Consider the following 23,062-nt stretch of genomic DNA (forward strand, 5'->3'; position numbering starts at 1 on the left):
GCATGCACCTACGCACGCGGCAGCGGGTGGTGTCACTGGGCCGCGCCTGATGACGCAGCTGGCGCTCCGCCGCTGCTGGTGGCGCCCATGGTGTGCGACAGGCTGCTGTGTTGCACACAATAGTCCACCAGGGCATCGATCTCGTTGGACTTGTCGAACACCGCATCCACACCCAGTTGCGCACAGCGCATGCGCACATCCGGCGTGGCGTAGTTGCTGAGCACGACCATCTTCTGCCCGGGCCGGCGCGTACGGCAAGCCGCCAGCACACCCAGCCCGCTGCCTTGCCGCAAGAACAGATCGACGATGGCCAAGTCCCATTCCTCGGGGTGGGTGGACAACCAGTTCGTGCCCTCGTCTTCCGTTTCTGCCACGCCCACTGCTTCCACAGACGCCAACTCCTCCAGAGTCCCGATCAGGTTCTCTCGGATGGTGGCGTTGTCTTCAACAATGTAGGTGCGCAGTTTCACGGGCGGGTCCATCTGTACGGACAGCGCAGATCACGCTGTCCTAGCCTTGAATTTAAGGCTTCTGTCCGCCGGATTCTGCCAGCCACAGCACGCTGGCCATGTAGGAAGAGTCCTACCGCGCAACACATACCGGACAGTCGGCATGGCGCTGCACCCGCATGGTGTTCCACTCCATGGCCCGGCCATCCAGCATGAGCAGCCGACCCGCCAGCGACTGCCCCACCCCCGCAATGAGCTTGAGCGCTTCGGCCGCCTGCATCGCACCCACGACACCCACCAGCGGTGCAAACACCCCCATCGTGGAGCAGCGGACTTCCTCAAACTCCGCGTCGGGCGGGAAGATGCAGGCATAACAAGGCGACTGCGCATCGCGCGGGTCCACCACCGTGATCTGCCCGTCAAACTGGATCACAGCCCCTGCCACCAAAGGCTTGTGATGGCGCACACACGCCGCATTGACTGCCTGGCGGGTCGCGTAGTTGTCGCTGCAGTCGAGCACCACGGTGGCATCACGCACCAGGCTGTCCAAAGCTGCAGCATCCACCCGGGCCTGCAGGGCGGTGACCTGCACCTCGGGGTTGATGTCGGCCATGGCCAGCGCTGCCGACTGGACCTTGGGAGTGCCCACACGGGCTGTGGTGTGCGCGATCTGGCGCTGCAGGTTGGTCAGGTCCACCACATCGTCATCAACGAGGGTAATGCGCCCCACACCAGCGGATGCCAAATACAGCGCAGCGGGCGACCCCAATCCGCCAGCGCCGATGATGAGCGCATGGGCTGCCAGCACCCGCTCCTGCCCTTCGATGCCGACCTCGTCGAGCAGGATGTGGCGGGAATAGCGCAGGAGCTGGTCGTCGGTCATGGGAAGGCTGGCCTGCAGCGGCCAAAAAATCAACGGTGAAACAGGCGGACATGAAAAAGGCTGGATTCCTCGCGAAATCCAGCCCGGGTTCAGAGCGCGAAGGGCTCAATTCTCTTTCTTTTCTTCCTTGCGTTCGGTCAACGTCTTGCTGACCAGCACAGGACGGCCCTTGAGTTGGTTGAGGGCCTGCACCAACTGGAAGTCCTTGTCGGAGCCAAACTCGGGCACCTTGCGGTCGGCCGCAGGCTTCTTGGCCTCTTCTTCCATGCGCTTGCGGGCTTCCTCACGGGCCTTTTCACGGGCTTCGTCCTTCTTCTCTTCACCCTGGCCGCTGTTCAAGTGCTTGTCCAGATCTGCCTCGCGCATGCGCAAGGCGGCAAAGATGTTGCCCTCTTCCGACTCGTCAATCATCACGTCGGGCACGATGCCCTTGGCCTGGATCGACTTGCCGCTGGGGGTGTAGTAGCGGGCAGTGGTCAGCTTGATGCCCGTGTCAGGGCCCAGCGGCCGCACGGTCTGCACCGAGCCCTTGCCAAAAGTCTGGCTGCCCATGATGGTGGCGCGCTTGTGGTCCTGCAATGCGCCCGCCACGATCTCACTGGCGGAGGCCGAGCCCTCGTTGACCAGCACCACCAGCGGCACCGACTTGAGGGACGCTGGCAGGCGCTTGAGCGGATCACCGCCGCCCCGGCGCTGGTAATAGTCGGGCGCGGCTTTGTAGGTGGCCTTGCTGTCGGCCAGCTGGCCGTTGGTGGTCACCACCGTCACGTTCTCGGGCAAGAAAGCCGCAGAGATGGCCACGGCTGCATCCAGCAGGCCGCCCGGGTCGTTGCGCAGGTCCAGCACCAGGCCCTTGAGATTGGGCTCCTGCTTGTAAACCTCTTCCACCTTGCGCACAAAGTCATCCACCGTGCGTTCCTGGAATTGAGACAGGCGAATCCAGGCGTAGCCCGGCTCGATCACCTTGCCCTTGACGGACTGGGTCTTGATCTCTTCCCGGGTGATGGTGACAGGGAACGTGCGGTTCTCGTCCTTGCGGAAGATGGTGAGCGTGACCTTGGTGCTGGGCTCGCCGCGCATGCGCTTGACGGCGTCATTCAGCGCCAGGCCTTTGACAGCGGTTTCATCGATCTTGGTGATCAGATCGTTGGTCTTGAGGCCGGCGCGGAAGGCGGGAGAGCCCTCGATGGGCGATACGATCTTGATCAGGCCGTCTTCCTGCGTGATCTCGATGCCCACGCCCACAAAGCGGCCGGAGGTGCCCTCGCGGAATTCCTTGAAGGACTTCTTGTCGAAATACTGGGAGTGCGGGTCCAAGCTGGACACCATGCCGGAGATGGCGTCGGTGATGAGCTTCTTGTCATCCACCGGCTCGACGTAATCGGTCTTGACCAGACCAAACACGGCGGAGAGTTGCTGGATTTCCTCAAGTGGTAGCGGTGTCATGGCGCCGCGCGCCACCGTTTGCAGTGACACCGTGGTGAGCGCACCCGCCACCACACCTACCGATACCCATCCTGCAATCTTGAGTTTGTGGCCCATACAACACCTTTTACCGCTTCGAAACCAATATACACCTTGGAAGGGCCAAACCCGCCGCAGTTCCGCATGCACTCTCACTTTGGCGGGGATAAGCGGGGTTTTCCCCGCTCTTTACCTGCGATTTACGCTTTGCCCTGCGATGCCACGGCAGCTGCAGCCTTGGCCGCCGCTTCGGCATCGCCCAAATAGTAGTGACGGATGGGCTTGAGGTCGGCGTCGAGCTCGTATACCAGTGGAATCCCGTTGGGAATGTTCAGGCCCACGATGTCGGTCTCGGAGATGTTGTCCAGGTACTTCACCAGCGCGCGGATAGAGTTGCCATGCGCAGCCACCACCACCCGCTTGCCCGAACGGATGGCGGGCGCCATGGCCTCGTTCCAGAACGGCAGCACGCGGGCCACGGTGTCTTTGAGGCACTCGGTCAAGGGCACGTTCTCGGCAGCCACACCGGCGTAGCGGCGGTCGCCGCGCTCGCTGCGGGGGTCGGTGGCTTCCAGTGCGGGCGGCGGCGTGTCATAGCTGCGGCGCCACACCAGCACCTGTTCGTCGCCGTACTTCTTTGCCATGTCGGCCTTGTTGAGGCCCTGCAGGGCGCCATAGTGGCGCTCGTTCAGGCGCCAGTCCTTGACCACGGGCAGCCAGGTGCAGTCCATCTCGTCCAGCGTGTACCAGAGAGTGTGGATAGCGCGCTTGAGTACGCTGGTGAACGCCAGATCGAACTCGTAGCCCTCAGCCTTGAGCAGCTTGCCGGCCGACATGGCCTGGGAGACGCCAGTGGGCGTGAGGTCCACATCAGTCCAGCCGGTGAAGCGGTTTTCAAGGTTCCAAGTGGATTCGCCGTGGCGGATCAAAACGAGCTTGTACATGGTTTCCCCAGGAAATACGGGCTAAAGAAAAAGCAGACCAAACCCGGCATTCTAGAATTACGCGGTTCGCCAACCCAAGGAAGCTTCGTGAAATTCATTATTGATAACTGGTATCTGTTCCTCGTTGCACTGGCTTCGGGCAGCATGCTGCTGTGGCCGGTCCTGCAGAACGCCAGTGGCGGCTCGCTGACACCCGCACGCGCCGTGCAGCTCATCAACCGCGAAAAAGCGGTGGTCATCGACGTGTGCGAAGCCGAGGAATTCGCGGCCGGCCACGTCACCGGCGCCAAGAACGTGCCCGTCTCCCAACTGGAAGAGCGCCTGCCCACTGTGGTCAAGAACAAGGCCCTGCCCGTGGTGCTGGTCTGTGCCAGCGGTGCCCGCGCCAACCGCGCCGTCGGCATTGCCAAAAAGCTGGGCTACGACAACGCCCAGGCCATGGCCGGCGGCATGAAGGCCTGGCGCGAAGCCAGTCTGCCTGTGGAAAAAGCCTGATCCACCCCCAGTTATTCGGTCAGCGCTAGTCTTGCGACTGGTTTTTCAGTCCCACAGGAAGAAAGAGGAAGGTTCGCCATGCAACCCGTGAAGATGTACACCACCGCCGTCTGCCCCTACTGCATCCGGGCCAAGCAGATCCTCAAGTCCAAGGGCGTGGAGCAGATCGAGGAGATCCGCATCGACGCCGACCCCGCCGCGCGCAGCCACATGATGGAAATCACCGGCCGCCGCACGGTGCCGCAGATCTACATCGGCGACACCCACGTGGGCGGCCACGACGACCTGGTGGCACTGGACAGCCGGGGCGAGCTGATGCCCCTGCTCGGCGCCTGACCCCCTGTCTGGGCGCTGCATAATGCAGCCCCATGTGCCCGCTGCGGGAGCTGCTCCCCGGCGGGTTTTGTTTTGCTAGCAATTTCGTAAGAGCAAAGAGACTTCACCATGGCCGACCAAGAAAACCCCGTGTTCCAAATCCAGCGCGTCTACCTCAAGGACCTGTCGCTGGAGCAGCCCAACTCCCCCGCCATCCTGCTCGAACAAGAGCAGCCCAGCGTGGACATCCAGCTCGGCGTGGAAGCCACTCCCGTGGCCGAAGGCATCTTTGAAGTGGCCGTGACGGCCACCGTGCAGACCAAGATCAAGGACAAGACCGTGTTCCTGGTCGAAGCCAAGCAAGCCGGCATCTTCGAAATCCGCAACGTGCCCGAAGACCAGATGGGCCCCATCATGGGCATCGCCTGCCCCCAGATCGTGTACCCCTACCTGCGCGGCAACGTGGCCGACCTGATCAACCGCGCTGGCTTCCCGCCCGTGCACCTGGCTGAAATCAACTTCCAGGCCATGTACGAGCAACAACAAGCCCAGGCTGCTGGCCAAGCTTCGCCCATCATCACGCAGTAAGCATTCACAGGCATTTATGCCTGTAGTGCTGGATGAATAAGCGCATACAGCTATGAAAATCATAGTATTGGGCGCTGGAGCCTGGGGGACTGCGGTGGCAATGAGTGCCGCCCAGCACCCCGCAGGCCATGCCGTCACCTTGTGGGCGCGCGATGCCGCCCAGGCGGCCCAGATGCAGACGCAGCGGCAGAACGCGCGTTACCTGCCCGGCATCACCCTCCCCCCCGCCCTCACGCTGGCCCATGGCGACTTTGCTGCGCTATGGCCAGGAGCCGACCTCGTCATCGTGGCCACCCCCATGGCCGCTTTGCGCGGCATGCTGCAGGCCCTGCAAGGCTGCGCCGCGCCCGTGGCCTGGCTGTGCAAGGGGTTTGAAGCCGTGCCTGCGGAGGCCGACTTGACATCTTTTGGGCTGCTAGCGCACGAGATACAAGCGCAGATAGCTCCCAATTTGATAGCAGGCGTATTCAGCGGTCCCAGCTTTGCGCAAGAAGTGGCGCTGGGCCAGCCCACCGCCCTGGTGGCTGCCAGCCCCCATGCGCAGGTGCGCGATGCACTGGTCAGCGCCTTTCACAGCCCCAGCGTGCGCGTGTATGCCAACGAGGACATCGTGGGCGTGGAGGTGGGTGGCGCGGTGAAAAACGTGCTGGCCATTGCCACCGGCCTGTGCGACGGGCTGGCGCTGGGGCTGAACGCCCGCGCCGCGCTCATCACGCGCGGCCTGGCCGAGATGACGCGGCTGGGCCTGGCGCTGGGCGCGCGCCCCGATACCTTCATGGGCCTGTCGGGCCTGGGCGACCTGGTGCTGACCGCCACGGGCGACCTGTCACGCAACCGGCGCGTGGGCATGCTGCTGGCCGAGGGCAAAACCCTGCCCCAGGCCGTCGAGTCGCTGGGTCATGTGGCCGAGGGCGTCTACAGCGCGCGCACCGTGGCGCAGCGGGCGGCAGCGCTCGGGGCGGACATGCCCATCACCCGCGCGGTGGTAGCGCTGCTGGATGGCCAGCTCACCCCGGCCGATGCGGTTGTCACGCTGATGGGGCGCGGGCCGGCCTCCGAGTTGATGTGACCCCTACTGATCCCCCAAGACAAAAGGCCCCTGCGGAACTCCACAGGGGCCTTTTGTTTGGCGGCGTCAATGCCATGCGCGCCAGGATGCGGGTTCAGAACACCCCAAACAACATCAGCAGCAGCACAACCGACAGCGGGACGCCAAGTAGCCAGGCAATGAGAGGCATGGGGATCTCCTTGAAAGGGTGAGAAGTTCAGGTGGTTTCACTGTATTTCTCACCCCGGCTGGTGCTTGTCCGGCTTTGCACCCCAAACCCGTAGGCCCTCACCTACCCCACCTCGTGGCGCGGGCCATGCCCACAGCGCAGGGGGCCAGCGCGGCAGCCGGGCTTACAGCCCCAGTTCCAGCGCCAGCAGCTCGTCCACCGTCTGGCGGCGGCGGATCAGGCGGGCCTGGCCGCCATCCACGAGCACCTCGGCAATCAAGGGCCGCGTGTTGTAGTTGGAGGACATGCTGGCACCGTACGCGCCCGTGTCGTGGATCACCAGCAGGTCACCCACCTGGGCGGCAGGCAGGTCGCGCGGCAGCACCACACCGCCGTCGCCCTGGGTGAACACGTCGCCCGATTCGCACAGCGGGCCTGCCACCACGCTGGGCTGCTCGGCCGCCTGGGTGCCGTCGCGGCGCAGCACGCTCATGGCGTGGTAGCTGCCGTACATGGAAGGGCGCATGAGTTCGTTGAAGCCGGTATCGACCAGCACGAAGTGGTTGCTGCCCGCGTTCTTGGTGGCGCGCACCTGGCCCAGCAGCACGCCCGATTCGGCCACGAGGAAGCGGCCGGGCTCAATCTCCAGGCCGAGCTTGTGGCCCACGATGGCCTCGGCCTGCTGGCGTGCGGCGTCCCACAAGCCGTGGTAGTGCTGCGTATCGACCACCGGGTCGCCGCTGCGGTAGGGAATGGACAGGCCACCGCCCGCCGAGATGGCGTGCAGGTCATGCCCGGCCGCATGCGCAGTGCGCACCAGGTTGACCATCGCACCACACACCTCCTGCAAGTGGCTGTAGTCCACGCCCGAGCCGATGTGCATGTGCAGGCCCACCAGCTTCAGGCCGTGCTGCTTGATCGCAGCCAGCGCCGCAGACAAGTCGGTGTGCCAGATGCCGTGCTTGCTGTGCTCGCCGCCGGTGTTGGTCTTGTTGCTGTGGCCGTGGCCAAAGCCGGGGTTGATGCGCAGCCACACCGCGTGGCCCGGCGAGCGCGCGCCCAGCTGGTGCAACATGTCGATGGAGCCTGCGTTGACGGGCACGCCGTGCTCGACCACACAGTCGAGCGTGGCGGCGTCGAACAGGTCGGCGGTGAAGACGATCTCCGACGGCTCGCCACCCGCCACATAACCCGCCGCCAGCGCACGCAGGATCTCGCCGCGCGAGACCGCATCCACCTTCACGCCCTGCTCGCGCATGAGCTTCAGGATATGGATGTTGGAGCAGGCCTTCTGCGCAAAACGGATGGTCTCGAAATTGGACACCTGCGCAATGCGCTGGCGGATGGTCGCCGCGTCATACACCCACAGCGGGGTGCCAAACTGGTCGGCCAGGGCCCAGAGCTGGGCGGGGGAGAAAGGGTTGGACATGGGGAGGCTCCAAGGGTACTAAGAGCGGCTAACAAAACTCAGCGAAGCGGTTCTGGCTAGGCGCTGTGTCGCAGGCAGTACGAGCAGTACGACAAGACACAGCAACGACGCCAGAAGAGTTTTGTTAGCCGCTCTCAGCGTGAACGATGCGCGGATGATGCCGCTATCCATGCATTCAGTCGAATGCTTTGATTTACGCCATCCATTCAATATGGATATGCTCTGTGCATGACTGGCATGACCGAGCCCACCCTCACTCACCGCATCACCCACCGCCATATCGAGGTCTTCCGCGCCGTGATGACCGCTGGCAGCGCCACCGGCGCGGCCGACCTGCTGCACAGCTCGCAGCCCACTGTGAGCCGCGAGCTGGCGCGGCTGGAGTCGCTGCTGGGGTACGCGCTGTTCGAGCGCGTGCAGGGCCGCCTGCGCCCCAACGCGCGGGCGCTGGCGCTGTGGGATGAGGTGCAGCGGTCGTGGCAGGGGCTGGAGCGTGTGGTGGACCGGGCCGTGGCGCTGGGCCGGTCGGGTGCAGTGCAGTTGTCGGTGCTGTGCCTGCCCGCGCTGGCCCATGCGCTGCTGCCGGGCGCGGCGGCGCGGCTGATGCAGTCGCACCCCGAGGCACACTCCACAACGCGCGTATCGGTCACACCGCAGGAATCGCCCCTGCTCGAAGAATGGATGAGCGCCCAGCGGTTTGACCTGGGCCTGTGCGAGCAGACCACCGCCCCGCCCGGCACGCGGGCGGAGGTGCTGCTGACGCTGGACGAGGTGGCCGTGCTGCCCGCAGGCCACACACTCGCGCACCAGCCGGTGCTGGACCTGGCCGACTTTGCGGGCGAGTTTTTTGTGAGCCTCTCGGCCGAAGACCCCTACCGCCGCCTGATCGACGCCCGGTTTGCCGAGGCGGGCGTGGAGCGCACGCTTCGCGTGGAGACCCACAGCGCCGCCGCAGTGTGCGCCATGGTCGAGCAGGGCCTGGGCATCGCCATCGTCAACCCGGTCACCGCCCTGGCCGCCGCCAGCGAGCGACTGGTGCTGCGGCGGCTGGCGTTTTCCATCCCGTTCAGCGTGACGGCGCTGCTGCCGCTGTACCGCCCACCGTTGCCCGAGGTCGTGCCCATGCTGGAGGCCCTGCGCGCGCAGGCACACGCCATTGCGGAGAGGCTACCGCCCGCCATGGACTGAGGCCACAGGATCTATAAACTATGATTTTGATAGCATCCCAGGCATATTCCACTAGCGCTACCGGCAAAAAAGAGCCACAACCGGGGCTCTTGGTGCCTTTCGGACAGTGTCCTCAGCCCCCCGGCGCTGCCAGGCTGCGCACCTTGACCGCCAGTCGCCCTTCCACCGAGGGCGATACGAACTTGGTCACCTCGCCGCCCAGCACCGCGATCTCGCGCACAAAGGTGCTGCTGATGAACTGGTACTTGTCGCTGGGGGTGAGGAACACGGTTTCGACCTGCGGCATCAGGCTGCGGTTCATGCCCGCGAGCTGGAACTCGTAGTCAAAGTCCGTCACGGCGCGCAGGCCGCGCACCATGGCCTTGCCGCCGCGCGACACCACAAAGTCGCGCAGCAGGCCCGAGAAGGGCTCGACCTGCACCTGGGGATACATCTTCACGGCCTCGCGCACCATGTCGATGCGTTCTTCCAGCGAGAACAGGGTCTTCTTGTGGTGGCCCGCCGCCACGGCCACGATCACACGTTCAAACAACTGGGTGGCTCTGCGCACCACATCTTCATGGCCCAGGGTGATGGGGTCGAAGGTTCCGGGGTACACGGCGAGCACGTTCTGGGCCATGGCTGGTTGTCTCCTGTCTGGCGATTGACGTTGGCCCCGGCCCCCGGGGCGCTCCCCGCAGGGCCCGCCGGGCCGCGTGCGCGCATTATGCAGTGCAGTGCAACATGAACCCGGACACCACATCCGCCCAACCGCCGCATCGTCCACCTGAACGATGCCAGGCGCAGGCTCGCGGCCTACCATGCCCAGCCCTTTCTGCCCCAAGGTAGGCCCCGCCTGTGACCTCCTCCCCCAACGCATCCCCCAGCACCCCCATCAACGACGCGCTGTTCGACACCACCGCCTGCCTCAACTGCGGCGCGGCGCTCACTGGCCCGTTCTGCGCACACTGTGGGCAGAAGAAAGCGGCGCGCATGGGCACCCGCATGGTGCGCAAGGAGGCCTGGGAGCGGTTCCGGTGGTTTGAATGGAGCACCATCCGCAACGCGCTGCGGGTGTTGCCGCAGCCCGGCACCATGGCGCGCGAGTATGTGCTGGGCCAGCGCAAGGACCACCCGCACCCGCTCACGCTGCTGTTCCTGTCCATCGGTTTTTTGCTCATCGTGCTGGGTCACACCGACTACCTGCGGCCCGAGCTGCCCAGCGAGGCCGCGCAGCGTATGTATGCGCTGGTGACTGGGTACTCGAAGTGGTCGTTTTCGCTGGGGGCGGTGGCGGCTTTGGCCAGCATGTGGCTGGTGTTCCGCCGGCGCGGCTACAACACGGCCGAGCTGCTGGCGCTGGCGCTGTACTGCCAGGCGGTGTTCATCGCGCTGCAGATGGTGAACCAGCTGCCCCTGGTGCTGGCGCATTCGCCGGAACTGCTCAAGTGGCACAAGCAGTGGTCGCCCTGGTACATGACGGCGCTGCAGACGTTGATGTTCATGCTGGCGCTGCGGCAGTTCTTTCTGCTGGACCCGCGCCGCGACGCGGGCTGGCTGCTGCTGGCCGGGGCGCTGTTTGCCGGGCTCAAGTGGCAGGCCACGCAGCTCTATGCCCGGGGCGTGGTGGAGCTGGTGCTCTGGCAGATGGGGGGCTGAAAACAGCGGGGCCACTGAAAAATGTGAACCAGTTCACGATTGTGTGTCGGAGTGCCACCACATCCTTCACCTGAATGATGCCGCCCTGACGGCAACGCACCTACGATCCGCCGCAGTTCAACACATACAGCGAAAAGGAGGCCGACTTGGCCGGTCAGGAGTGGAACACGCAGCACCTGGGAATCCCCGGTTTTGAGGCCCTGATGGCCGAAAGCCTGGAGGCCCTGGGCGAGCCCGGCATGGTGGAGCGCCTGCTGCGCCGCCTGGGCGAGGCGCTGGGCAGCCACAAGGTGGTGCTGTTCTGCCCCCTGCCCGGCTCGGACGACCCGCTGGCCGCCTACCAGTGGGGCATGCCCGACGATTTTCTGGCGCGCTACGCCAACCTCATCCAGGGCTGCGACGCCTGGAGCGAGGCGCTGGAACGGCAGCAGGGTGCCGCACTGGCGCGCGGCGGCTCGCTCAGCCAGCAGCTGGTCAGCACCCCGGCGCTGCGCCGGGGCGCGTTTTATGCCGACTACCTCAAGCCCCTGGGCATTGATGCCATGGTCAACAGCATCGTCGAGGCCTCGCCCGAGGTCGGCATGCATGTGCTGGCGATGTACAACGACCTGGGCCAGAGCGAGTTCACGCCCGAGCAGTTTGCCCGCCTGCGCGCCGCCACGCCCTGGGTGCGCAGCCTCATGCGCGCCCAGCGCCGCCTGCAGCAGGCCCAGCGCCACACCAGCGCGCTGGAGCGCACACTGGACCAGCTGCCCCTGGGCGTGATGCACGTGAACCGCCGGGGTGAGCTGCGCTACCTGAACGAACACGCCCGTACATGGCTGGGCATTGAGGACACCTGCCGCATCCTGCTGCACAGCGCCACAGGCTGGCAGGCGCGCCAGCCACTGCAGCTGGCACAGATCCACCCCGCGCTGGTGCCGCTGCTGGGCACCAGCCTGAGCACGCAGACACCCGTCTCTGCCCGGCTGCAGCCCCAGCACCCCGGGGCCCCTGCCACGCTGGTGGCCCTGGCCGCGCCCCTGCGCGGCGGTACGGCCCCCGCCACTGGCGAGGCGCTGGCCCAGTTCATCCTGGTGCCCGAAACCCCGCCCCACGCGGGCGCCACCGTGTCGGTGTGCAGCGCGCTCTACGGCCTCACCCCCGCCGAAGCGGCCCTGCTGCCCCTGTTGCTGCAGGGCATGACACCGCGCGAAATGGCCGACACCCGCCAAGTGAAGATGCCCACCGTGCGCTCGCAGCTCGCCAGCCTGTATGCCAAGACCGGCACCCGGGGCCAAGCGGAGCTGGCCCAGCGCGTGCTGCGCGTTGCCGCGCTAGTGGCTTGACGTTCGTTTCTCTGTTTTTTTGTCTCTGTTCATTTTTTGCGCGGCGCTGAACGCTGCATGAAAGGCCCCTGCCCATGACCTTGTCTCGCAACTCCCTGCCCCAGCTTCGCCAACTGCGCCCGGTCGCCCTGGCCTGCTGCGCCCTCGTCGGCCTCGCTGTCGGTGGCCTGGCCATGGCCCAGAAGACCGCCGCTGTGGCCAAGCCCAGCAAGGCGCAGCTGGTGGCCGACCTGGCCGCCACACTGCAGGCCTGCTCGTACGACGGCAGCCCGCTGGCGTTTTCGCCGCCCGACCTGTCCAAAGGTGGCGGCACCGGCAAGCAGGTAGTGGCCGAGATCATGAAATACACCGGCCTGCCCGCCAACTTTGTGGTGGTGGAGGGCAAGGTGCCCAACGCGGCCGCCGTGATCATGCAGGGGCCCGACCAGGTGCCGCGCCGCGTGATTGCCTACAACCCGGCGTTCATGGGCCAGGTGATTGAGGCCACCAAGTCCAACAACTGGGCGCCCGTAAGCATCATGGCCCACGAGATCGGGCACCACCTCTCGGGCCACACCATCGTGCCCGGCGGCAGCCAGCCGCCCATCGAGCTGGAGTCCGACAAGTTCAGCGGCTTTGTGCTCTACAAGATGGGCGCGCCGCTGGCCGACGCCCAGCGCGCCATCGCCACGCTGATCCCCGAGAAGGACGGCGAAACCCACCCCGGCCGCAGAAAGCGCCTGGCCGCCATCGAGTCGGGCTGGAAGGAAGCCTGCGAGCTGCAGGGCGGCGGGCCACAATGCTCCGGCGGGCTGCCGGTGCGCACGGCAGCAGTGGCGCCTGCTGCACCATCGCCAGCGCAGGCACCCGCCACCCCGGTGGCCAAGGCCCCGGCACCCACGGCTGCGCCCACCCCCACGCCAGCCACCCCTGCGGCCAAGGCGCCAGCCCCGGCCCTGGCAGCTGCCACCGCCGAAACCCTGCCCAAGGCCGACGTGGCTGCCATCCCGTCCAAGGGCACACAGTTCATCTACGACGAGTTCGGCATCCTGGACCCGGCCATCCGAGCGCAGTTTGAAAAGCAGATGTACGAGCATGCGCAAAAGACGGGCGTGGAGATCGTCACCCTGCTGGTGAAGGACCTGGGCGGCAAGAGCGCCGAGGACTACGCCCACGCCATGATGCGCCAACTGCGCGTGGGCAAGCTCGACGTGGGCAACGGCGCCGTGCTGGTGGTGGCGCCCGAGCAGAACCAGGCCGCCGCCGTGCTGGGCGCGGGCGTGGCGCTGGAGATGGGCAGCCATGACAAGACCGAGCAGCTCAAGCGCTGGATGAACACCGCATGGGCGCTGTGCAAGAAAAAGAACGCCTGCGGCAACTGGACCGAGAACCTGATGCTCGCGGCCGACCACATCCGCCGCGACACCAGCCGCGCCGACTGGACCATCGCCTACCAGTCCCTGGGCGACATCCAGAAGGCAGACGCTGCCGAGAACGGCAAGGTCACCAACCCCAACGACAGCAAGGTGTGGCGCAAGATCGTGCGCCTGTCAGGCACCGTGGAAAGCCTGAACCCTCCCTCTGGCAACAAGGCCGCCTGGGTCAACGACGCAAAGGTCCAAAGCGGCAAGCAGCCCGTGCTGCTGCGCAGTGCTGAAGGCCTGACCACCATGCTCTATGTGGACCCGCGCACCGCCGCACTGCAGCCCGGCGGCAAGCTGGAACAGGGCAAAACCTACACGGTCATTGCGCGTGCGGCCGCCCTGTCGTGGAACCCCAAGGACACGCAGTCGCTGGACTTGCTGAGCTACGCCGTCACCGAATAAGCCGCTGTCCCGTCCATGTCATCCACCGCCGTCACCCTGCTCATTGCAGGCGCCGCCAACCTGCTGCCCGCGCTGTTTTTCATGTTCACGGCACTGCTGGGCAGCAACGGCATGAACTCCACCCAAGGCGGAAAGCTGCTGGGCACTCTGGCCGTGCTGCTGGTGCTGGGCTGGCTCGCTGCGCTGTGGCTGGCCCGCCACCTGGCGCACTGGGGCCAGGCGCGCGGCTGGTCCACCATGGCCAGCGTGGCAGCGGCCTGCGGCGGCGCGGTGCTCGCCTTCACCGTGCTGGCGCTGGTGTCCACCCTGGCGGCGCTGCTGTGGGTGGGGGCATGAGCGGACAACGCCGCAACGGATAGACCCAAGCGATCACGCCAGCACAACAGCAGACCCCGAGGGACACACCCACATGCACCACTACCATCACCACCGCCTCCACAACCTCCATCGCACCGCACTTGCGCTGCTGACCACCTCCCTGCTGCTGGCCTCTGGCCCGCAGGCCGCCCAGGCCGCCGAACATTTCTGCGGCCAGCGCACCGCCCACCCCATCGACAAGGCCCTGGGCGCCGCCTCCGAGCGCAGCGGCGGTGTGACGGTGGACCTGATCGACGCCCAGAACGCAGCCTACGCCGCGTGGGACAAGGAGCTGAACCGCATCTACGCCCAGGTACTCAAGGCCGCGGGCCCCGGTCGGCGCGACACCCTGCGGGCCGCCCAGCGCGCCTGGCTGGCGTTTGACACCGCCCAAGGCCAGTGGGACAGCGCCATCTTTGCCGAACAGGGCAGCTCGGCCGCGCTGAACATTGGCGGTGCGGCGCTGGAGCGCCGACGCGCCCGCGTGTGCGCGCTCACCAACGACCTGGACAGCCTGAAGGATTCGCCATGATGCGCCGCACCTGGCTGCAGCGCCTGCCCCTGCTGGCAGCCGCCTTGGCGCCACTGCTGCGCCCCACCGCTACCCGCGCGCGAGGCAGCGCCCAGGTGTGGCTGCGCGTGCGCAACAGCGGCCAGGAAGCCTTCACCCATGTCTGGCAGGGCCTGCCGCAGCAGGGCACCGATGTGGACCTGGGCCCGCTGCTGCCCGGCGACACCAGCCGCTGGCACGCGCTGCCCGCCACGCTGGCGCATTACCGCAAGACCCGCATCCAGATCGGCCAGCGCCAGCTCACGCATGTCACCGACCAGTCCTTCCCCGGTGGCCAGGCCACGCTGGCACCGGGCCACTACACCTTCAGCTACACGCTCGAAGGCGGCGCGCTGCAGCTGTTGGTGATACCGGAGGCTGGCCCCGTCGACAGCAGCCAGCTGCTTCAAAAACAATAGCGACCAGCACATACAACACAAGCGCTTGAGGCGATTTTCCCAAAAATCAGCGCCCCAGCAGCCAGCGCAAACGCGGGGAACACCCGCCCTGGGTCTGCAGCGCCCAGGCGCTCAGCCGCGCTGCAGCAGGTGCGCATGCACCGCACCGGCCTTGAGGTGCCGGTACAGCACCAGGCCGTGCGCTGCCAGTTCCTCGTCCGCCCACAAGCGAGGCGCTTCAAGGTAGATGAAGCCCCCAGCCGCCACGGCCTGGGCAGCGGCCTGCAGGGCGGGTTCAAAAAACGGGCCATCGAATGGTGGGTCCAGCAGCACCAGTTCCAGGCTGGCGGGGGCGGCCTGCTTCAGCGCAGACACGCCGTCGCCGCGCTGCACGCGCACGGCGCTGGCCTGCAGCCTGGCCTGCAGCACCTGCAGCTGGGCCACCAGCGCAGCGTCGCTCTCCACAAGTTGCACCGATGCGGCGCCGCGCGAGGCGGCTTCAAGCCCCAGCGCACCGGTGCCCGCAAACGCGTCCAAGCAACGCCAGCCCGCCAGGTCCTGGCCCAGCCAGTTGAACAGGGTTTCGCGCACGCGGTCGGGTGTGGGGCGCAGGCCGGGGCGCTGGGCCACGGGCAGGCGGGTGCGCTTCCATTGCCCGCCGATGATGCGGATTTCGCCCGCGCCCTTGGGGGAGGCCGCCGCCGCAGCTTTGTCCTTGGCGTTTTTCTTGGCGGCCTTGGGGTCCACCGGGGCCGCAGCGGCGGCGGCCTGGGCCTTGCGGATTTCGGCGGTGATGGCGCTACCGCGCAGGGTGGATCGGCTCATGGCTGCTTGCCTCCCACCACCACAGTCACCATGCGGTCGGGATGCAGCTTTTGGGCCATGGCGGTGCGCACGTCGGCCACCGTCAGAGCCTCGACCTTTTTGGCCCACTGGTCCAGGTAGTCCAGCGGCAGGTCGTTCCAGGCGATGTTGGCCACGTTGCCCAGCAGCTTCTTGTTGCTGTCGATGCGCAGCGCAAAGCCGCCGATGAGGTTGTCCTTGGCGGCGCGCAGTTCAGCCTCGGTGGGGCCTTCGGCTACAAAGCGGGCGATCACGTCGCGCGAGACCTGCACGGCCTGGGCGGCCTGGTCCGGGCGCGTCTGCAGGCCCACGGTGAAGGCCCCGGCGTGCAGGCCAGGGGCAAAGTAGCTGTAGACGCTGTAGCTCAGGCCGCGCTTTTCGCGCACCTCGTGGGTCAGGCGCGAGACAAAACCGCCGCCGCCCAGAATGTGGTTGCCCACCAGCAGTGCGAGGAAGTCCGGGTCGCGGCGCTGGAAGCCCGGCTGGCCGATCAGCACATGGGCCTGGGCCGACGCGAAGGGGATGGCCTTCTCGGCAGGCGCCGTCAGCGCCGCCACCTCGCCCACGGGCGGCAGCGGTGCGCAGCCTGCCGTGGCAGGCAGGCGCGACAGCAGCGTGGCCACCAGTGTCTGCGCCTGGGCGCGCGATACAGCGCCCACGATGCTGACCTTGGCGCGGCAGGCGGCCACGTACTGTGCGTGAAAGCCCTGCATGTCGGCCACGCTGATGCGGGCCAGCGTCTCTTCGGTGGTGCGCACGCCGTAGGGGTGGCTGCCATACACCGCAGCGGCAAACGCGTGGTTGGCCACGGTGGCGGGGCGTGTGTTGGCTTCTTTCAGGCTGGCGCTCCAGCGGGCGCGATCGCGTTGCCAGACGTCTTCGGTCGTCATGGGCTCGGCAATCTGGCGGGCCGCCAGGCGTGCGGCGCGCTCGAGCAGCGGCGGGTCGGTCAGCGAGCGCAGCACGTAGTGCAGCGTGTCGTTGTCGGCATTGGCTTCAAAGCTGGCGCCCAGGTCGGCCCAGGCCTCGCCCAGGCCGTTTTCGTCCAGCGCCGGCTCGGCACTCGCATCGCGCCCGGCCTTCACGCCCTTGCTCGCCATGGCGGCCACCGCATTGGCCAGGCCGGACTGGCCTGCCGGGTCGCGGCGCGTGCCGGCGTCAAAGTCGATCTGCACGTCCACCATGGGAATGACCGGGCTTTCGACCAGGTAGACCTTGGCTCCATTGGGCTCCGTCCAGTGCTGGATGGGCAGCAGCGCCCAGGCCGAATTGGAAGAAAAAAGGGCGATAGCGCTAGTGCATAAAGCACGGACAGCTATGTTTTTGATAGTAATCATGGGCAGTTTCCGCAGGGCGGGTTCAGCGGATGACAGCACCCGCAGGCAACTGGGGGCGGGCGCGGGGGGCATCCAGCGGCTGGGGCAGCAGCGTGGCCACGGTGAGCTGGTCGTCGCCAAAATACTTGGCGGCCACGGCCTGCACCTGCGCCGGGGTCACGGTGCGCAGCAGGGCCAGCAGGCGCTCGTTGGCGTCCAGCGGAAAGCCCTGCACCCAGTTGCCGCCCAGCTCCTGCGCCTGGCTCATCACCGAGTCGCGCTCGTACACGGTGGAGGCGATCCATTGCGTCTTGACGCGGTTCAGCTCGGCCTCGCTCACCCCCTCCTTCGCCACCCGGGTCACCTCGGCGCGCAGCGCGTCTTCGACCTGCTGGGCGGTCTTGCCCGCAGCAGGCACGCCACTGAGCATGAACAGGCTGGGGCCGCGCCCCGTGACCATGGCGGAGCTGCTGGCGCTGTCGGCCACGCGGTTGGGCCCCTGGGTCAGCGCGCGGTCCAGCCGGGCACCGTCGTAGCCGTTGAACACGGCCGACAGCACCATCAGCGCGAGGGCGTCGCGGTCTTCGTCGGTGAGGTTGTCCACGCGGTCCAGGCTGGGCGCGCGGAAGGCCAGGGCCACGTAGGCCTGCTCGGCCGGGGCTTTGACGGCGATGCGGCGCAGGCCCTTTTGCTCGGGCTCGGTACGCGGCTTGCGCGCGGGCAGCGCGTGCACGGGCAGGCTGCCGTAGTACTTCTCGGCCAGGGCACGCACCTGGGCCACATCCACATCACCTGCCACCACGACGGCGGCGTTGGTCGGGGTGTACCACTGGCGGTGGAAGGCGCGCACGTCCTCAGGCGTCATCGCGTCCAGGTCGCTCATCCAGCCCACGATAGGGCGGCGGTAGGGCGATGCGTTGAAGGTGGCGGCAAACAGCTGTTCGGCCAGCATGGCGCGGGGCTGGTCTTCAGTGCGCAGGCGGCGCTCTTCCTTGACGACCTCGATTTCTTTCTTGAACTCCTCGTCTGGCCAGTGGTTGTTGGCAAACCGGTCCGATTCGAGCTTCATCACGTCTTCCAGCCGGTTAGATGGGATCTGCTGGTAGTAGCCGGTGTAGTCGCGGCTGGTGAATGCGTTTTCCCGGCCTCCCAGCGCCGCCACGCGGCGCGAGAACTCGCCCGGCGGCAAGGTCTTGGTGCCCTTGAACATCATGTGCTCCAGCGCATGGGCCACGCCCGAGGTGCCGTCCACCTCGTCCATCGAGCCCACACGCACCCAGACCATGTGCACCGCCGTCGGCGCGCGGCGGTCGGGCTGCACGATGAGCTGCATGCCGTTTTTGAGCGTGAACTGCTGCGCGCCAGAGGCCGTGGCGGACGGCGTGGTGGAGGGTTGAGACACCGGGGTGGTGGCCGCAAAGGCAGCCCCGGACGAGAGGCAGGCCAGCAGGCCCAGAAGGGTGAAAGCGCGTTTCATAGAATGGGGAGATTCTAAGAACCCGCCAATGTTCAGTTTTTTCAAGAAAAAGCCCGCTCCCTCGCCCGCCCCCACCGATGCGCCCGTCCCGGCCCAGCCGGTAGGCGCACCGGCGCCCGCCGTGGATGCGCCCGTAGCGCCGACCCCACCCGCCACGCCGCCCGTGGCGACCCCTACCGCCCCTGCGCCGGTCGCACCCGCGCCCGTGGCGGCGCCCGCCCCGGCCGGTTTTGGCTGGCTGCGCAACCCGTTTGGCAGCAAAGCCCCCGAGCCCGCGGCGCCGCCCCCCGCCGCACCCGCGCCCGCCATCGAGCCCCCTCCGGCGCCTGTGGCGATGCCACCGGTGGCGCCGATCGTCACACCGCCCACTGCGGCGCCTGCAGTTACCGTACCGGCCGCTGCCGCAGTGGCCACAAGCCCAGCATTCCCCCCCGTCGCGCCCCCGGTTCCCGTTGCCGCGCCTGCGCCGGTGGCCGCACCCGCCGTGTCGGCTGTCCCCCCTGCCCCGGCGCCCGAGCGCAAAGGCTGGCTCGACCGCCTCAAGGCGGGCCTGCGCAAGACCGGCAGCAGCATTGCCACGGTCTTTACCGGCACGCAGATTGACGACGCGCTGTATGAAGAGCTGGAAGAGGCCCTGCTGATGGCCGACACCGGTGTGAAGGCCACCACGCACCTGCTGACGGACCTCAAGCGCCGCGTGAAAGACAGCAAGACCGCCGACCCTGCGGCCGTCAAGGGCCTGCTGGCCGATGCACTGGCCGACTTGTTGCGCCCGCTCGAAAAAGCCCTGGTGATTGGCGAGCACACCCCCACCGTGATCATGGTGGCGGGCGTGAACGGCGCAGGTAAAACCACCTCCATCGGCAAGCTCACCAAACACCTGGCAGACGAAGGCGCCGCCGTGCTGCTGGCCGCCGCCGACACCTTCCGAGCCGCTGCGCGCGAGCAGCTGGGCGTGTGGGCCGACCGCAACACGGTCGAGATCGTGAGCCAGGAAGGTGGCGACCCCGCCGCCGTGAGCTTTGATGCCGTGACCGCTGGCAAGGCGCGCGGCAAGGACGTGGTGCTGGTGGACACCGCCGGCCGCCTGCCCACACAGCTGCACCTGATGGAGGAGCTGAAAAAGATCCGCCGCGTGGTCACCAAGGCCGACGCCACGGCCCCGCACGAGGTGCTGCTGGTGATCGACGGCAACACCGGCCAGAACGCGCTGGCCCAGGTGCGCGCGTTTGACGATGCGCTGCAGCTCACCGGCCTGATAGTCACCAAACTGGACGGCACGGCCAAGGGCGGCGTGCTGGCCGCCATCGCGCAGGAGCGCCCCATCCCGGTGTACTTCATCGGTGTGGGCGAAAAGCTCGAAGACCTGGAAACCTTCAATGCCCGCGAATTTGCCCAGGCTTTGCTGAGCTGAGCCTCACGATCTGCGCTCAACCGATGTGAGAAATGGCCCCATCCGGGGCCACTTACACGTTTACGGATCGCAACGTTTCCTCCATCATGGGCTTTCCCCTTGGAAAGCACGGAGGCCCATGTTCATTGAGCTGGTCAAAGGCGTTGCGCTGCTGCTGGCGCTGTGCTTTCTGCACGGGTTCAACATCCGCGTCTGGCGCCAGCACCCGTGGGTGGGCCAGGTCTTTTCGGGACTGATCTTCGGCGGCATCTGCGTGGTGGGCATGCTCACCCCGGTGGTGCTGATGCCGGGCGTGATCTTTGACGCGCGCTCGGTGGTGCTGAGCATGGCCGGCCTGTTTGGCGGCCCGCTGGTAGCGGGCATTGCGGCGCTGATGGCGGCCACCGGCCGCCTTTGGCTAGGGGGCGCCGGGGCCGAGGTGGGGCTGATGGTGATCGGGCTGTGCACTGCCCTGGGGCTGGTGTACCGCAAGGGCCGCGCCCGGGGGCGGCTGGGTGTGGAGCCCGTCACCCTGGCACTGTTCGGGCTGCTGCTGCACACGGCGGTGATCGCGCTGTTTCAGCTGCTGCCCACCGACGCCGTGCAGCGCATCAACCAGACGCTGGCCCTGCCCTATCTGCTGACCTTCCCCCCCGCCACCGTGGTGCTGGGCCTGCTGCTGCACGATGTGGAGCAACGCATGGCCACCGAGCGTGCACTCACTGGCACGGCAGCCCGCCTGCATGCCATCACGCAGGCCATCCCCGATGTGCTGCTGGTGCTGGATGCCCAGGGCCGGTATGTGGAGGTACTGTCCCCCAACGACGCCACCCTGGTCGCCAGCGCCCCCGAGCTGGTAGGTAAACGGCTGCACGATGTGCTGCCCGCCGAGCAGGCAGAACGGTTCATGGCGCTCATCCGGGACACGCTGCAGTCTGGCCAGACCCACAGCGTGGAATACGAGCTGCAGACCCTGTCGGGACTGCGCCAGTTCGAAGGGCGCACCCAGCCCCTGGGCGTGCAGGTGGGCGGCCAGGCGGCCGTGGTGTTTCTGGCCCGCGACATCACCAAGCGCAAGCAGGCAGAAAGTGCGCTGCGCGAGTCCGAGCTGCGTTTTCGCTCGCTGCTGCGCAATATTCCGTCCATCTCGGTACAGGGCTACCTGCAGGACGGCACCACCAGCTACTGGAACCAGGCGTCCGAACAGCTGTACGGCTACACCGCCGAGGAGGCCATCGGTGCCAATCTGCTCGACCTCATCATCCCCCCGCCCATGCGCAACGATGTGCGGGCGCACATGCAGCACATGTTCGCCACCGGCGAGGTGATCCCAGCGGGCGAGCTGCAACTGCAGCGCAAGGACGGCACGCCGGTGCACGTGTTCTCCAGCCATGCCTACATCCAGGTACCAGGCCACCCGCCCGAGATGTTCTGCATCGACATCGACATCTCAGGCCGCAAGGCCGCCGAGGACGAGGCCCGCTATCTGGCGTTTTACGACGCGCTCACCCAGTTGCCCAACCGCCGCCTGCTGGTGGACCGGCTGCAGCAGGTGCTGGTCAACGGTGCGCGCTCGGGCCTCACCACGGCCGTGCTGTTTGTGGACCTGGACAACTTCAAGACCCTGAACGACACCCGGGGCCATGAGGTGGGCGACCTGCTGCTCAAGGACGTTGCCCAGCGCCTGCGCAGCTGTGTGCGCGAGCAGGACACCGTGGCCCGCCTCGGAGGTGACGAGTTTGTGGTGGTGCTGCAGAACCTGAGCAGCGACGCCCCCGAGGCCGCCGCGCAGGCGCGCACGCTGGGCGAGCTGATCCTGGCGCAATTGCGCCAGCCCTACGAGCTGGCGGGGCACGAACACCACTTCACCGCCAGCATCGGTGTGACCCTGCTCAATCACCAGCGCGACTCGGTGGACGAGGTGCTCAAGCAGGCCGACATGGCCATGTACCGTGCCAAGGACGCCGGGCGCAACACACTGCGCTTTTTTGACCCCGACATGCAGCAGGCCGTGAACCGCCGCGCCCTGCTGGAAACCGAGCTGCACAACGGCCTGCGGCGCGCGCAGTTCCTGCTGCTGTACCAGCCGCAGGTGGACAGCCAGGGGCGCGTGACCGGCGCAGAGGCCCTGGTGCGCTGGCAGCATCCGGTCCAGGGCATGGTGCCGCCGTCGGAGTTCATCCCGCTGGCTGAAGAATCGGGCCTCATCCAGCCGCTGGGCCACTGGGTCATGGAAACCGCCCTGCGCCAGCAGGCGCGATGGCAGCAAGACCCGCTGTTTGCGCAACTCAGCCTGGCCATCAACGTGAGCGCGCGACAGTTTCTGCAGGACGACTTTGTGGCCCAGGTACTGGCGCTGGTGCGGCAGACCGGCGCCAACCCTGCACAAATCAAGCTGGAGCTGACCGAAAGCCTGCTGCTGGACAACGTGGACAGCGTGATCGCCACCATGCGCGCACTCAAGGCCCATGGCCTGGGGTTTTCGCTGGACGACTTTGGCACGGGGTACTCGTCGCTCAGCTACCTCAAGCGCCTGCCGCTCGACCAGATCAAGATCGACCAGGGCTTTGTGCGGGACGTGCTGCTGGATGCCAGCGATGCGGCCATCGCCCGCTCCATCATCGCGCTGGCTGGCAGCCTGGGCCTGTCCGTGATTGCTGAAGGGGTGGAAACCACCGCCCACCATCAGTTTCTGCTGGCGCACGGCTGCCAGGCCTTTCAAGGTTACCTGTTTGGCCGCCCGCTCACGCTGGAAGACTTTGAAAACCGGGTGCGGCAGGGGGTGTAGAAGGGACAGAGGCACTCCATAACAGCTGGAACCGACCGTTTGAGGGCGATACGTTGACAATTATTCACTAGGTTTTTGATAGCTTCACAGGCATGTTGCACTGGCGCTGGATACCGATTTGACTCAGAAAATTTCTAACGGTATCAATGAGCAACCCGACGGGAACTCCGGGCTTAGCACTCAATCAGAGAGAGTGC

22 protein-coding genes are annotated in these 23,062 nt (G+C 66.7%); 13 read left to right on the top strand and 9 right to left on the bottom strand.

The annotated features are described in order from the left end of the window. Positions 1–32 precede the first annotated feature (32 nt). The 4 genes from ACODSM_RS09565 to gpmA all read right to left on the bottom strand — a co-directional run bounded on the left by ACODSM_RS09565 (position 33) and on the right by gpmA (position 3,740). Positions 33–470 (bottom strand): response regulator, encoded by a 438-nt coding sequence (locus tag ACODSM_RS09565; RefSeq protein ID WP_043566880.1) that lies wholly within the window; start codon positions 468–470, stop codon positions 33–35. Positions 471–582: 112 nt separating this feature from the next. Then, complete coding sequence (locus ACODSM_RS09570; protein ID WP_488805092.1) at positions 583–1,332, bottom strand: HesA/MoeB/ThiF family protein; 750 nt, start codon at positions 1,330–1,332, stop codon at positions 583–585. Positions 1,333–1,437: 105 nt separating this feature from the next. Continuing rightward, positions 1,438–2,874: a S41 family peptidase gene (locus tag ACODSM_RS09575; protein WP_015015478.1), complete on the bottom strand. Its 1,437-nt coding sequence runs from the start codon at positions 2,872–2,874 to the stop codon at positions 1,438–1,440. 122 nt (positions 2,875–2,996) lie between these two features. Further along, a complete protein-coding gene (gene gpmA / locus ACODSM_RS09580) occupies positions 2,997–3,740 on the bottom strand; it encodes a 2,3-diphosphoglycerate-dependent phosphoglycerate mutase (RefSeq protein WP_488805093.1) in 744 nt (247 codons plus the stop codon). 87 nt (positions 3,741–3,827) lie between these two features. On the opposite strand from gpmA, the gene ACODSM_RS09585 reads away from it, so the two are divergent. The 4 genes from ACODSM_RS09585 to ACODSM_RS09600 all read left to right on the top strand — a co-directional run bounded on the left by ACODSM_RS09585 (position 3,828) and on the right by ACODSM_RS09600 (position 6,207). Then, positions 3,828–4,235, top strand: a complete 408-nt coding sequence (locus ACODSM_RS09585) for a rhodanese-like domain-containing protein (RefSeq protein ID WP_110960116.1) — start codon at positions 3,828–3,830, stop codon at positions 4,233–4,235. 78 nt (positions 4,236–4,313) lie between these two features. Beyond that, on the top strand, positions 4,314–4,571 hold the full coding sequence (gene grxC, locus ACODSM_RS09590) for a glutaredoxin 3 (RefSeq protein ID WP_488805094.1): 258 nt from the start codon (positions 4,314–4,316) through the stop codon (positions 4,569–4,571). Positions 4,572–4,679: 108 nt separating this feature from the next. Beyond that, positions 4,680–5,138, top strand: coding sequence for a protein-export chaperone SecB (secB, locus tag ACODSM_RS09595; protein ID WP_488805095.1), 459 nt, complete (start codon positions 4,680–4,682; stop codon positions 5,136–5,138). A gap of 52 nt (positions 5,139–5,190) precedes the next feature. Next, on the top strand, positions 5,191–6,207 hold the full coding sequence (locus ACODSM_RS09600) for an NAD(P)H-dependent glycerol-3-phosphate dehydrogenase (protein ID WP_488805096.1): 1,017 nt from the start codon (positions 5,191–5,193) through the stop codon (positions 6,205–6,207). A 332-nt stretch (positions 6,208–6,539) separates the two neighbouring features. Here ACODSM_RS09600 and lysA read toward each other — a convergent pair whose 3' ends face one another. Continuing rightward, positions 6,540–7,784 carry a diaminopimelate decarboxylase gene (lysA, locus tag ACODSM_RS09605; protein ID WP_488805097.1) on the bottom strand — a complete coding sequence of 415 codons (1,245 nt, stop codon included), beginning with the start codon at positions 7,782–7,784 and terminating at the stop codon, positions 6,540–6,542. A 237-nt stretch (positions 7,785–8,021) separates the two neighbouring features. Between lysA and ACODSM_RS09610 the strand changes: the two genes are divergently transcribed. After that, a complete protein-coding gene (locus tag ACODSM_RS09610; RefSeq protein ID WP_488805098.1) occupies positions 8,022–8,972 on the top strand; it encodes a LysR family transcriptional regulator in 951 nt (316 codons plus the stop codon). A 112-nt stretch (positions 8,973–9,084) separates the two neighbouring features. On the opposite strand, the gene coaD is transcribed toward ACODSM_RS09610, so the two are convergent. Next, positions 9,085–9,591: a pantetheine-phosphate adenylyltransferase gene (gene coaD / locus ACODSM_RS09615; RefSeq protein ID WP_488805099.1), complete on the bottom strand. Its 507-nt coding sequence runs from the start codon at positions 9,589–9,591 to the stop codon at positions 9,085–9,087. Positions 9,592–9,809: 218 nt separating this feature from the next. Between coaD and ACODSM_RS09620 the strand changes: the two genes are divergently transcribed. The 6 genes from ACODSM_RS09620 to ACODSM_RS09645 all read left to right on the top strand — a co-directional run bounded on the left by ACODSM_RS09620 (position 9,810) and on the right by ACODSM_RS09645 (position 15,069). Next, positions 9,810–10,610, top strand: a complete 801-nt coding sequence (locus ACODSM_RS09620; RefSeq protein WP_488805100.1) for a DUF3667 domain-containing protein — start codon at positions 9,810–9,812, stop codon at positions 10,608–10,610. A 146-nt stretch (positions 10,611–10,756) separates the two neighbouring features. After that, positions 10,757–11,938 carry a helix-turn-helix transcriptional regulator gene (locus ACODSM_RS09625; RefSeq protein ID WP_488805101.1) on the top strand — a complete coding sequence of 394 codons (1,182 nt, stop codon included), beginning with the start codon at positions 10,757–10,759 and terminating at the stop codon, positions 11,936–11,938. Between the two features lie 74 nt (positions 11,939–12,012). Next, a complete protein-coding gene (locus tag ACODSM_RS09630; RefSeq protein WP_488805102.1) occupies positions 12,013–13,743 on the top strand; it encodes a TPM domain-containing protein in 1,731 nt (576 codons plus the stop codon). Between the two features lie 15 nt (positions 13,744–13,758). Further along, positions 13,759–14,079, top strand: coding sequence for a hypothetical protein (locus ACODSM_RS09635; protein WP_488805103.1), 321 nt, complete (start codon positions 13,759–13,761; stop codon positions 14,077–14,079). Positions 14,080–14,152: 73 nt separating this feature from the next. Then, a complete protein-coding gene (locus ACODSM_RS09640; RefSeq protein ID WP_488805104.1) occupies positions 14,153–14,632 on the top strand; it encodes a lysozyme inhibitor LprI family protein in 480 nt (159 codons plus the stop codon). After that, positions 14,629–15,069 carry a hypothetical protein gene (locus ACODSM_RS09645; RefSeq protein WP_488805105.1) on the top strand — a complete coding sequence of 147 codons (441 nt, stop codon included), beginning with the start codon at positions 14,629–14,631 and terminating at the stop codon, positions 15,067–15,069. Before ACODSM_RS09640 ends, ACODSM_RS09645 begins: the two co-directional genes overlap by 4 nt. Positions 15,070–15,180: 111 nt before the next feature. On the opposite strand, the gene rsmD is transcribed toward ACODSM_RS09645, so the two are convergent. From rsmD to ACODSM_RS09660, 3 genes are read right to left on the bottom strand one after another with little or no spacing between them, the layout of a single operon-like run. Continuing rightward, the gene (gene rsmD / locus ACODSM_RS09650) at positions 15,181–15,873 is read right to left on the bottom strand and encodes a 16S rRNA (guanine(966)-N(2))-methyltransferase RsmD (RefSeq protein WP_488805106.1); all 693 of its coding nucleotides are present in this window, start codon (positions 15,871–15,873) and stop codon (positions 15,181–15,183) included. After that, positions 15,870–17,228: a M16 family metallopeptidase gene (locus tag ACODSM_RS09655; protein WP_488805107.1), complete on the bottom strand. Its 1,359-nt coding sequence runs from the start codon at positions 17,226–17,228 to the stop codon at positions 15,870–15,872. The genes rsmD and ACODSM_RS09655 overlap by 4 nt, the downstream gene beginning before the upstream one ends. Positions 17,229–17,250: 22 nt before the next feature. Next, on the bottom strand, positions 17,251–18,684 hold the full coding sequence (locus tag ACODSM_RS09660) for a M16 family metallopeptidase (protein ID WP_488805108.1): 1,434 nt from the start codon (positions 18,682–18,684) through the stop codon (positions 17,251–17,253). Between the two features lie 28 nt (positions 18,685–18,712). On the opposite strand from ACODSM_RS09660, the gene ftsY reads away from it, so the two are divergent. Beyond that, a complete protein-coding gene (ftsY, locus tag ACODSM_RS09665) occupies positions 18,713–20,098 on the top strand; it encodes a signal recognition particle-docking protein FtsY (RefSeq protein ID WP_488805109.1) in 1,386 nt (461 codons plus the stop codon). A 118-nt stretch (positions 20,099–20,216) separates the two neighbouring features. After that, positions 20,217–22,865, top strand: coding sequence for an EAL domain-containing protein (locus tag ACODSM_RS09670; RefSeq protein ID WP_488805110.1), 2,649 nt, complete (start codon positions 20,217–20,219; stop codon positions 22,863–22,865). Positions 22,866–23,062 lie beyond the last annotated feature (197 nt).

Source organism: Acidovorax sp. FG42, assembly GCF_057809195.1.

Excerpts from the sequence above, each read along its gene's own strand:
- ACODSM_RS09570 (WP_488805092.1), bottom strand. The coding sequence starts at position 1,332 with ATGACCGACGACCAGCTCCTGCGCTATTCCCGCCACATCCTGCTCGAC.
- ACODSM_RS09575 (WP_015015478.1), bottom strand. The coding sequence starts at position 2,874 with ATGGGCCACAAACTCAAGATTGCAGGATGGGTATCGGTAGGTGTGGTG.
- gpmA (WP_488805093.1), bottom strand. The coding sequence starts at position 3,740 with ATGTACAAGCTCGTTTTGATCCGCCACGGCGAATCCACTTGGAACCTT.
- grxC (WP_488805094.1), top strand. The coding sequence starts at position 4,314 with ATGCAACCCGTGAAGATGTACACCACCGCCGTCTGCCCCTACTGCATC.
- secB (WP_488805095.1), top strand. The coding sequence starts at position 4,680 with ATGGCCGACCAAGAAAACCCCGTGTTCCAAATCCAGCGCGTCTACCTC.
- ACODSM_RS09600 (WP_488805096.1), top strand. The coding sequence starts at position 5,191 with ATGAAAATCATAGTATTGGGCGCTGGAGCCTGGGGGACTGCGGTGGCA.
- lysA (WP_488805097.1), bottom strand. The coding sequence starts at position 7,784 with ATGTCCAACCCTTTCTCCCCCGCCCAGCTCTGGGCCCTGGCCGACCAG.
- ACODSM_RS09610 (WP_488805098.1), top strand. The coding sequence starts at position 8,022 with ATGACCGAGCCCACCCTCACTCACCGCATCACCCACCGCCATATCGAG.
- coaD (WP_488805099.1), bottom strand. The coding sequence starts at position 9,591 with ATGGCCCAGAACGTGCTCGCCGTGTACCCCGGAACCTTCGACCCCATC.
- ACODSM_RS09630 (WP_488805102.1), top strand. The coding sequence starts at position 12,013 with ATGACCTTGTCTCGCAACTCCCTGCCCCAGCTTCGCCAACTGCGCCCG.
- ACODSM_RS09635 (WP_488805103.1), top strand. The coding sequence starts at position 13,759 with ATGTCATCCACCGCCGTCACCCTGCTCATTGCAGGCGCCGCCAACCTG.
- ACODSM_RS09640 (WP_488805104.1), top strand. The coding sequence starts at position 14,153 with ATGCACCACTACCATCACCACCGCCTCCACAACCTCCATCGCACCGCA.
- ACODSM_RS09645 (WP_488805105.1), top strand. The coding sequence starts at position 14,629 with ATGATGCGCCGCACCTGGCTGCAGCGCCTGCCCCTGCTGGCAGCCGCC.
- rsmD (WP_488805106.1), bottom strand. The coding sequence starts at position 15,873 with ATGAGCCGATCCACCCTGCGCGGTAGCGCCATCACCGCCGAAATCCGC.
- ACODSM_RS09655 (WP_488805107.1), bottom strand. The coding sequence starts at position 17,228 with ATGATTACTATCAAAAACATAGCTGTCCGTGCTTTATGCACTAGCGCT.
- ACODSM_RS09660 (WP_488805108.1), bottom strand. The coding sequence starts at position 18,684 with ATGAAACGCGCTTTCACCCTTCTGGGCCTGCTGGCCTGCCTCTCGTCC.
- ftsY (WP_488805109.1), top strand. The coding sequence starts at position 18,713 with ATGTTCAGTTTTTTCAAGAAAAAGCCCGCTCCCTCGCCCGCCCCCACC.
- ACODSM_RS09670 (WP_488805110.1), top strand. The coding sequence starts at position 20,217 with ATGTTCATTGAGCTGGTCAAAGGCGTTGCGCTGCTGCTGGCGCTGTGC.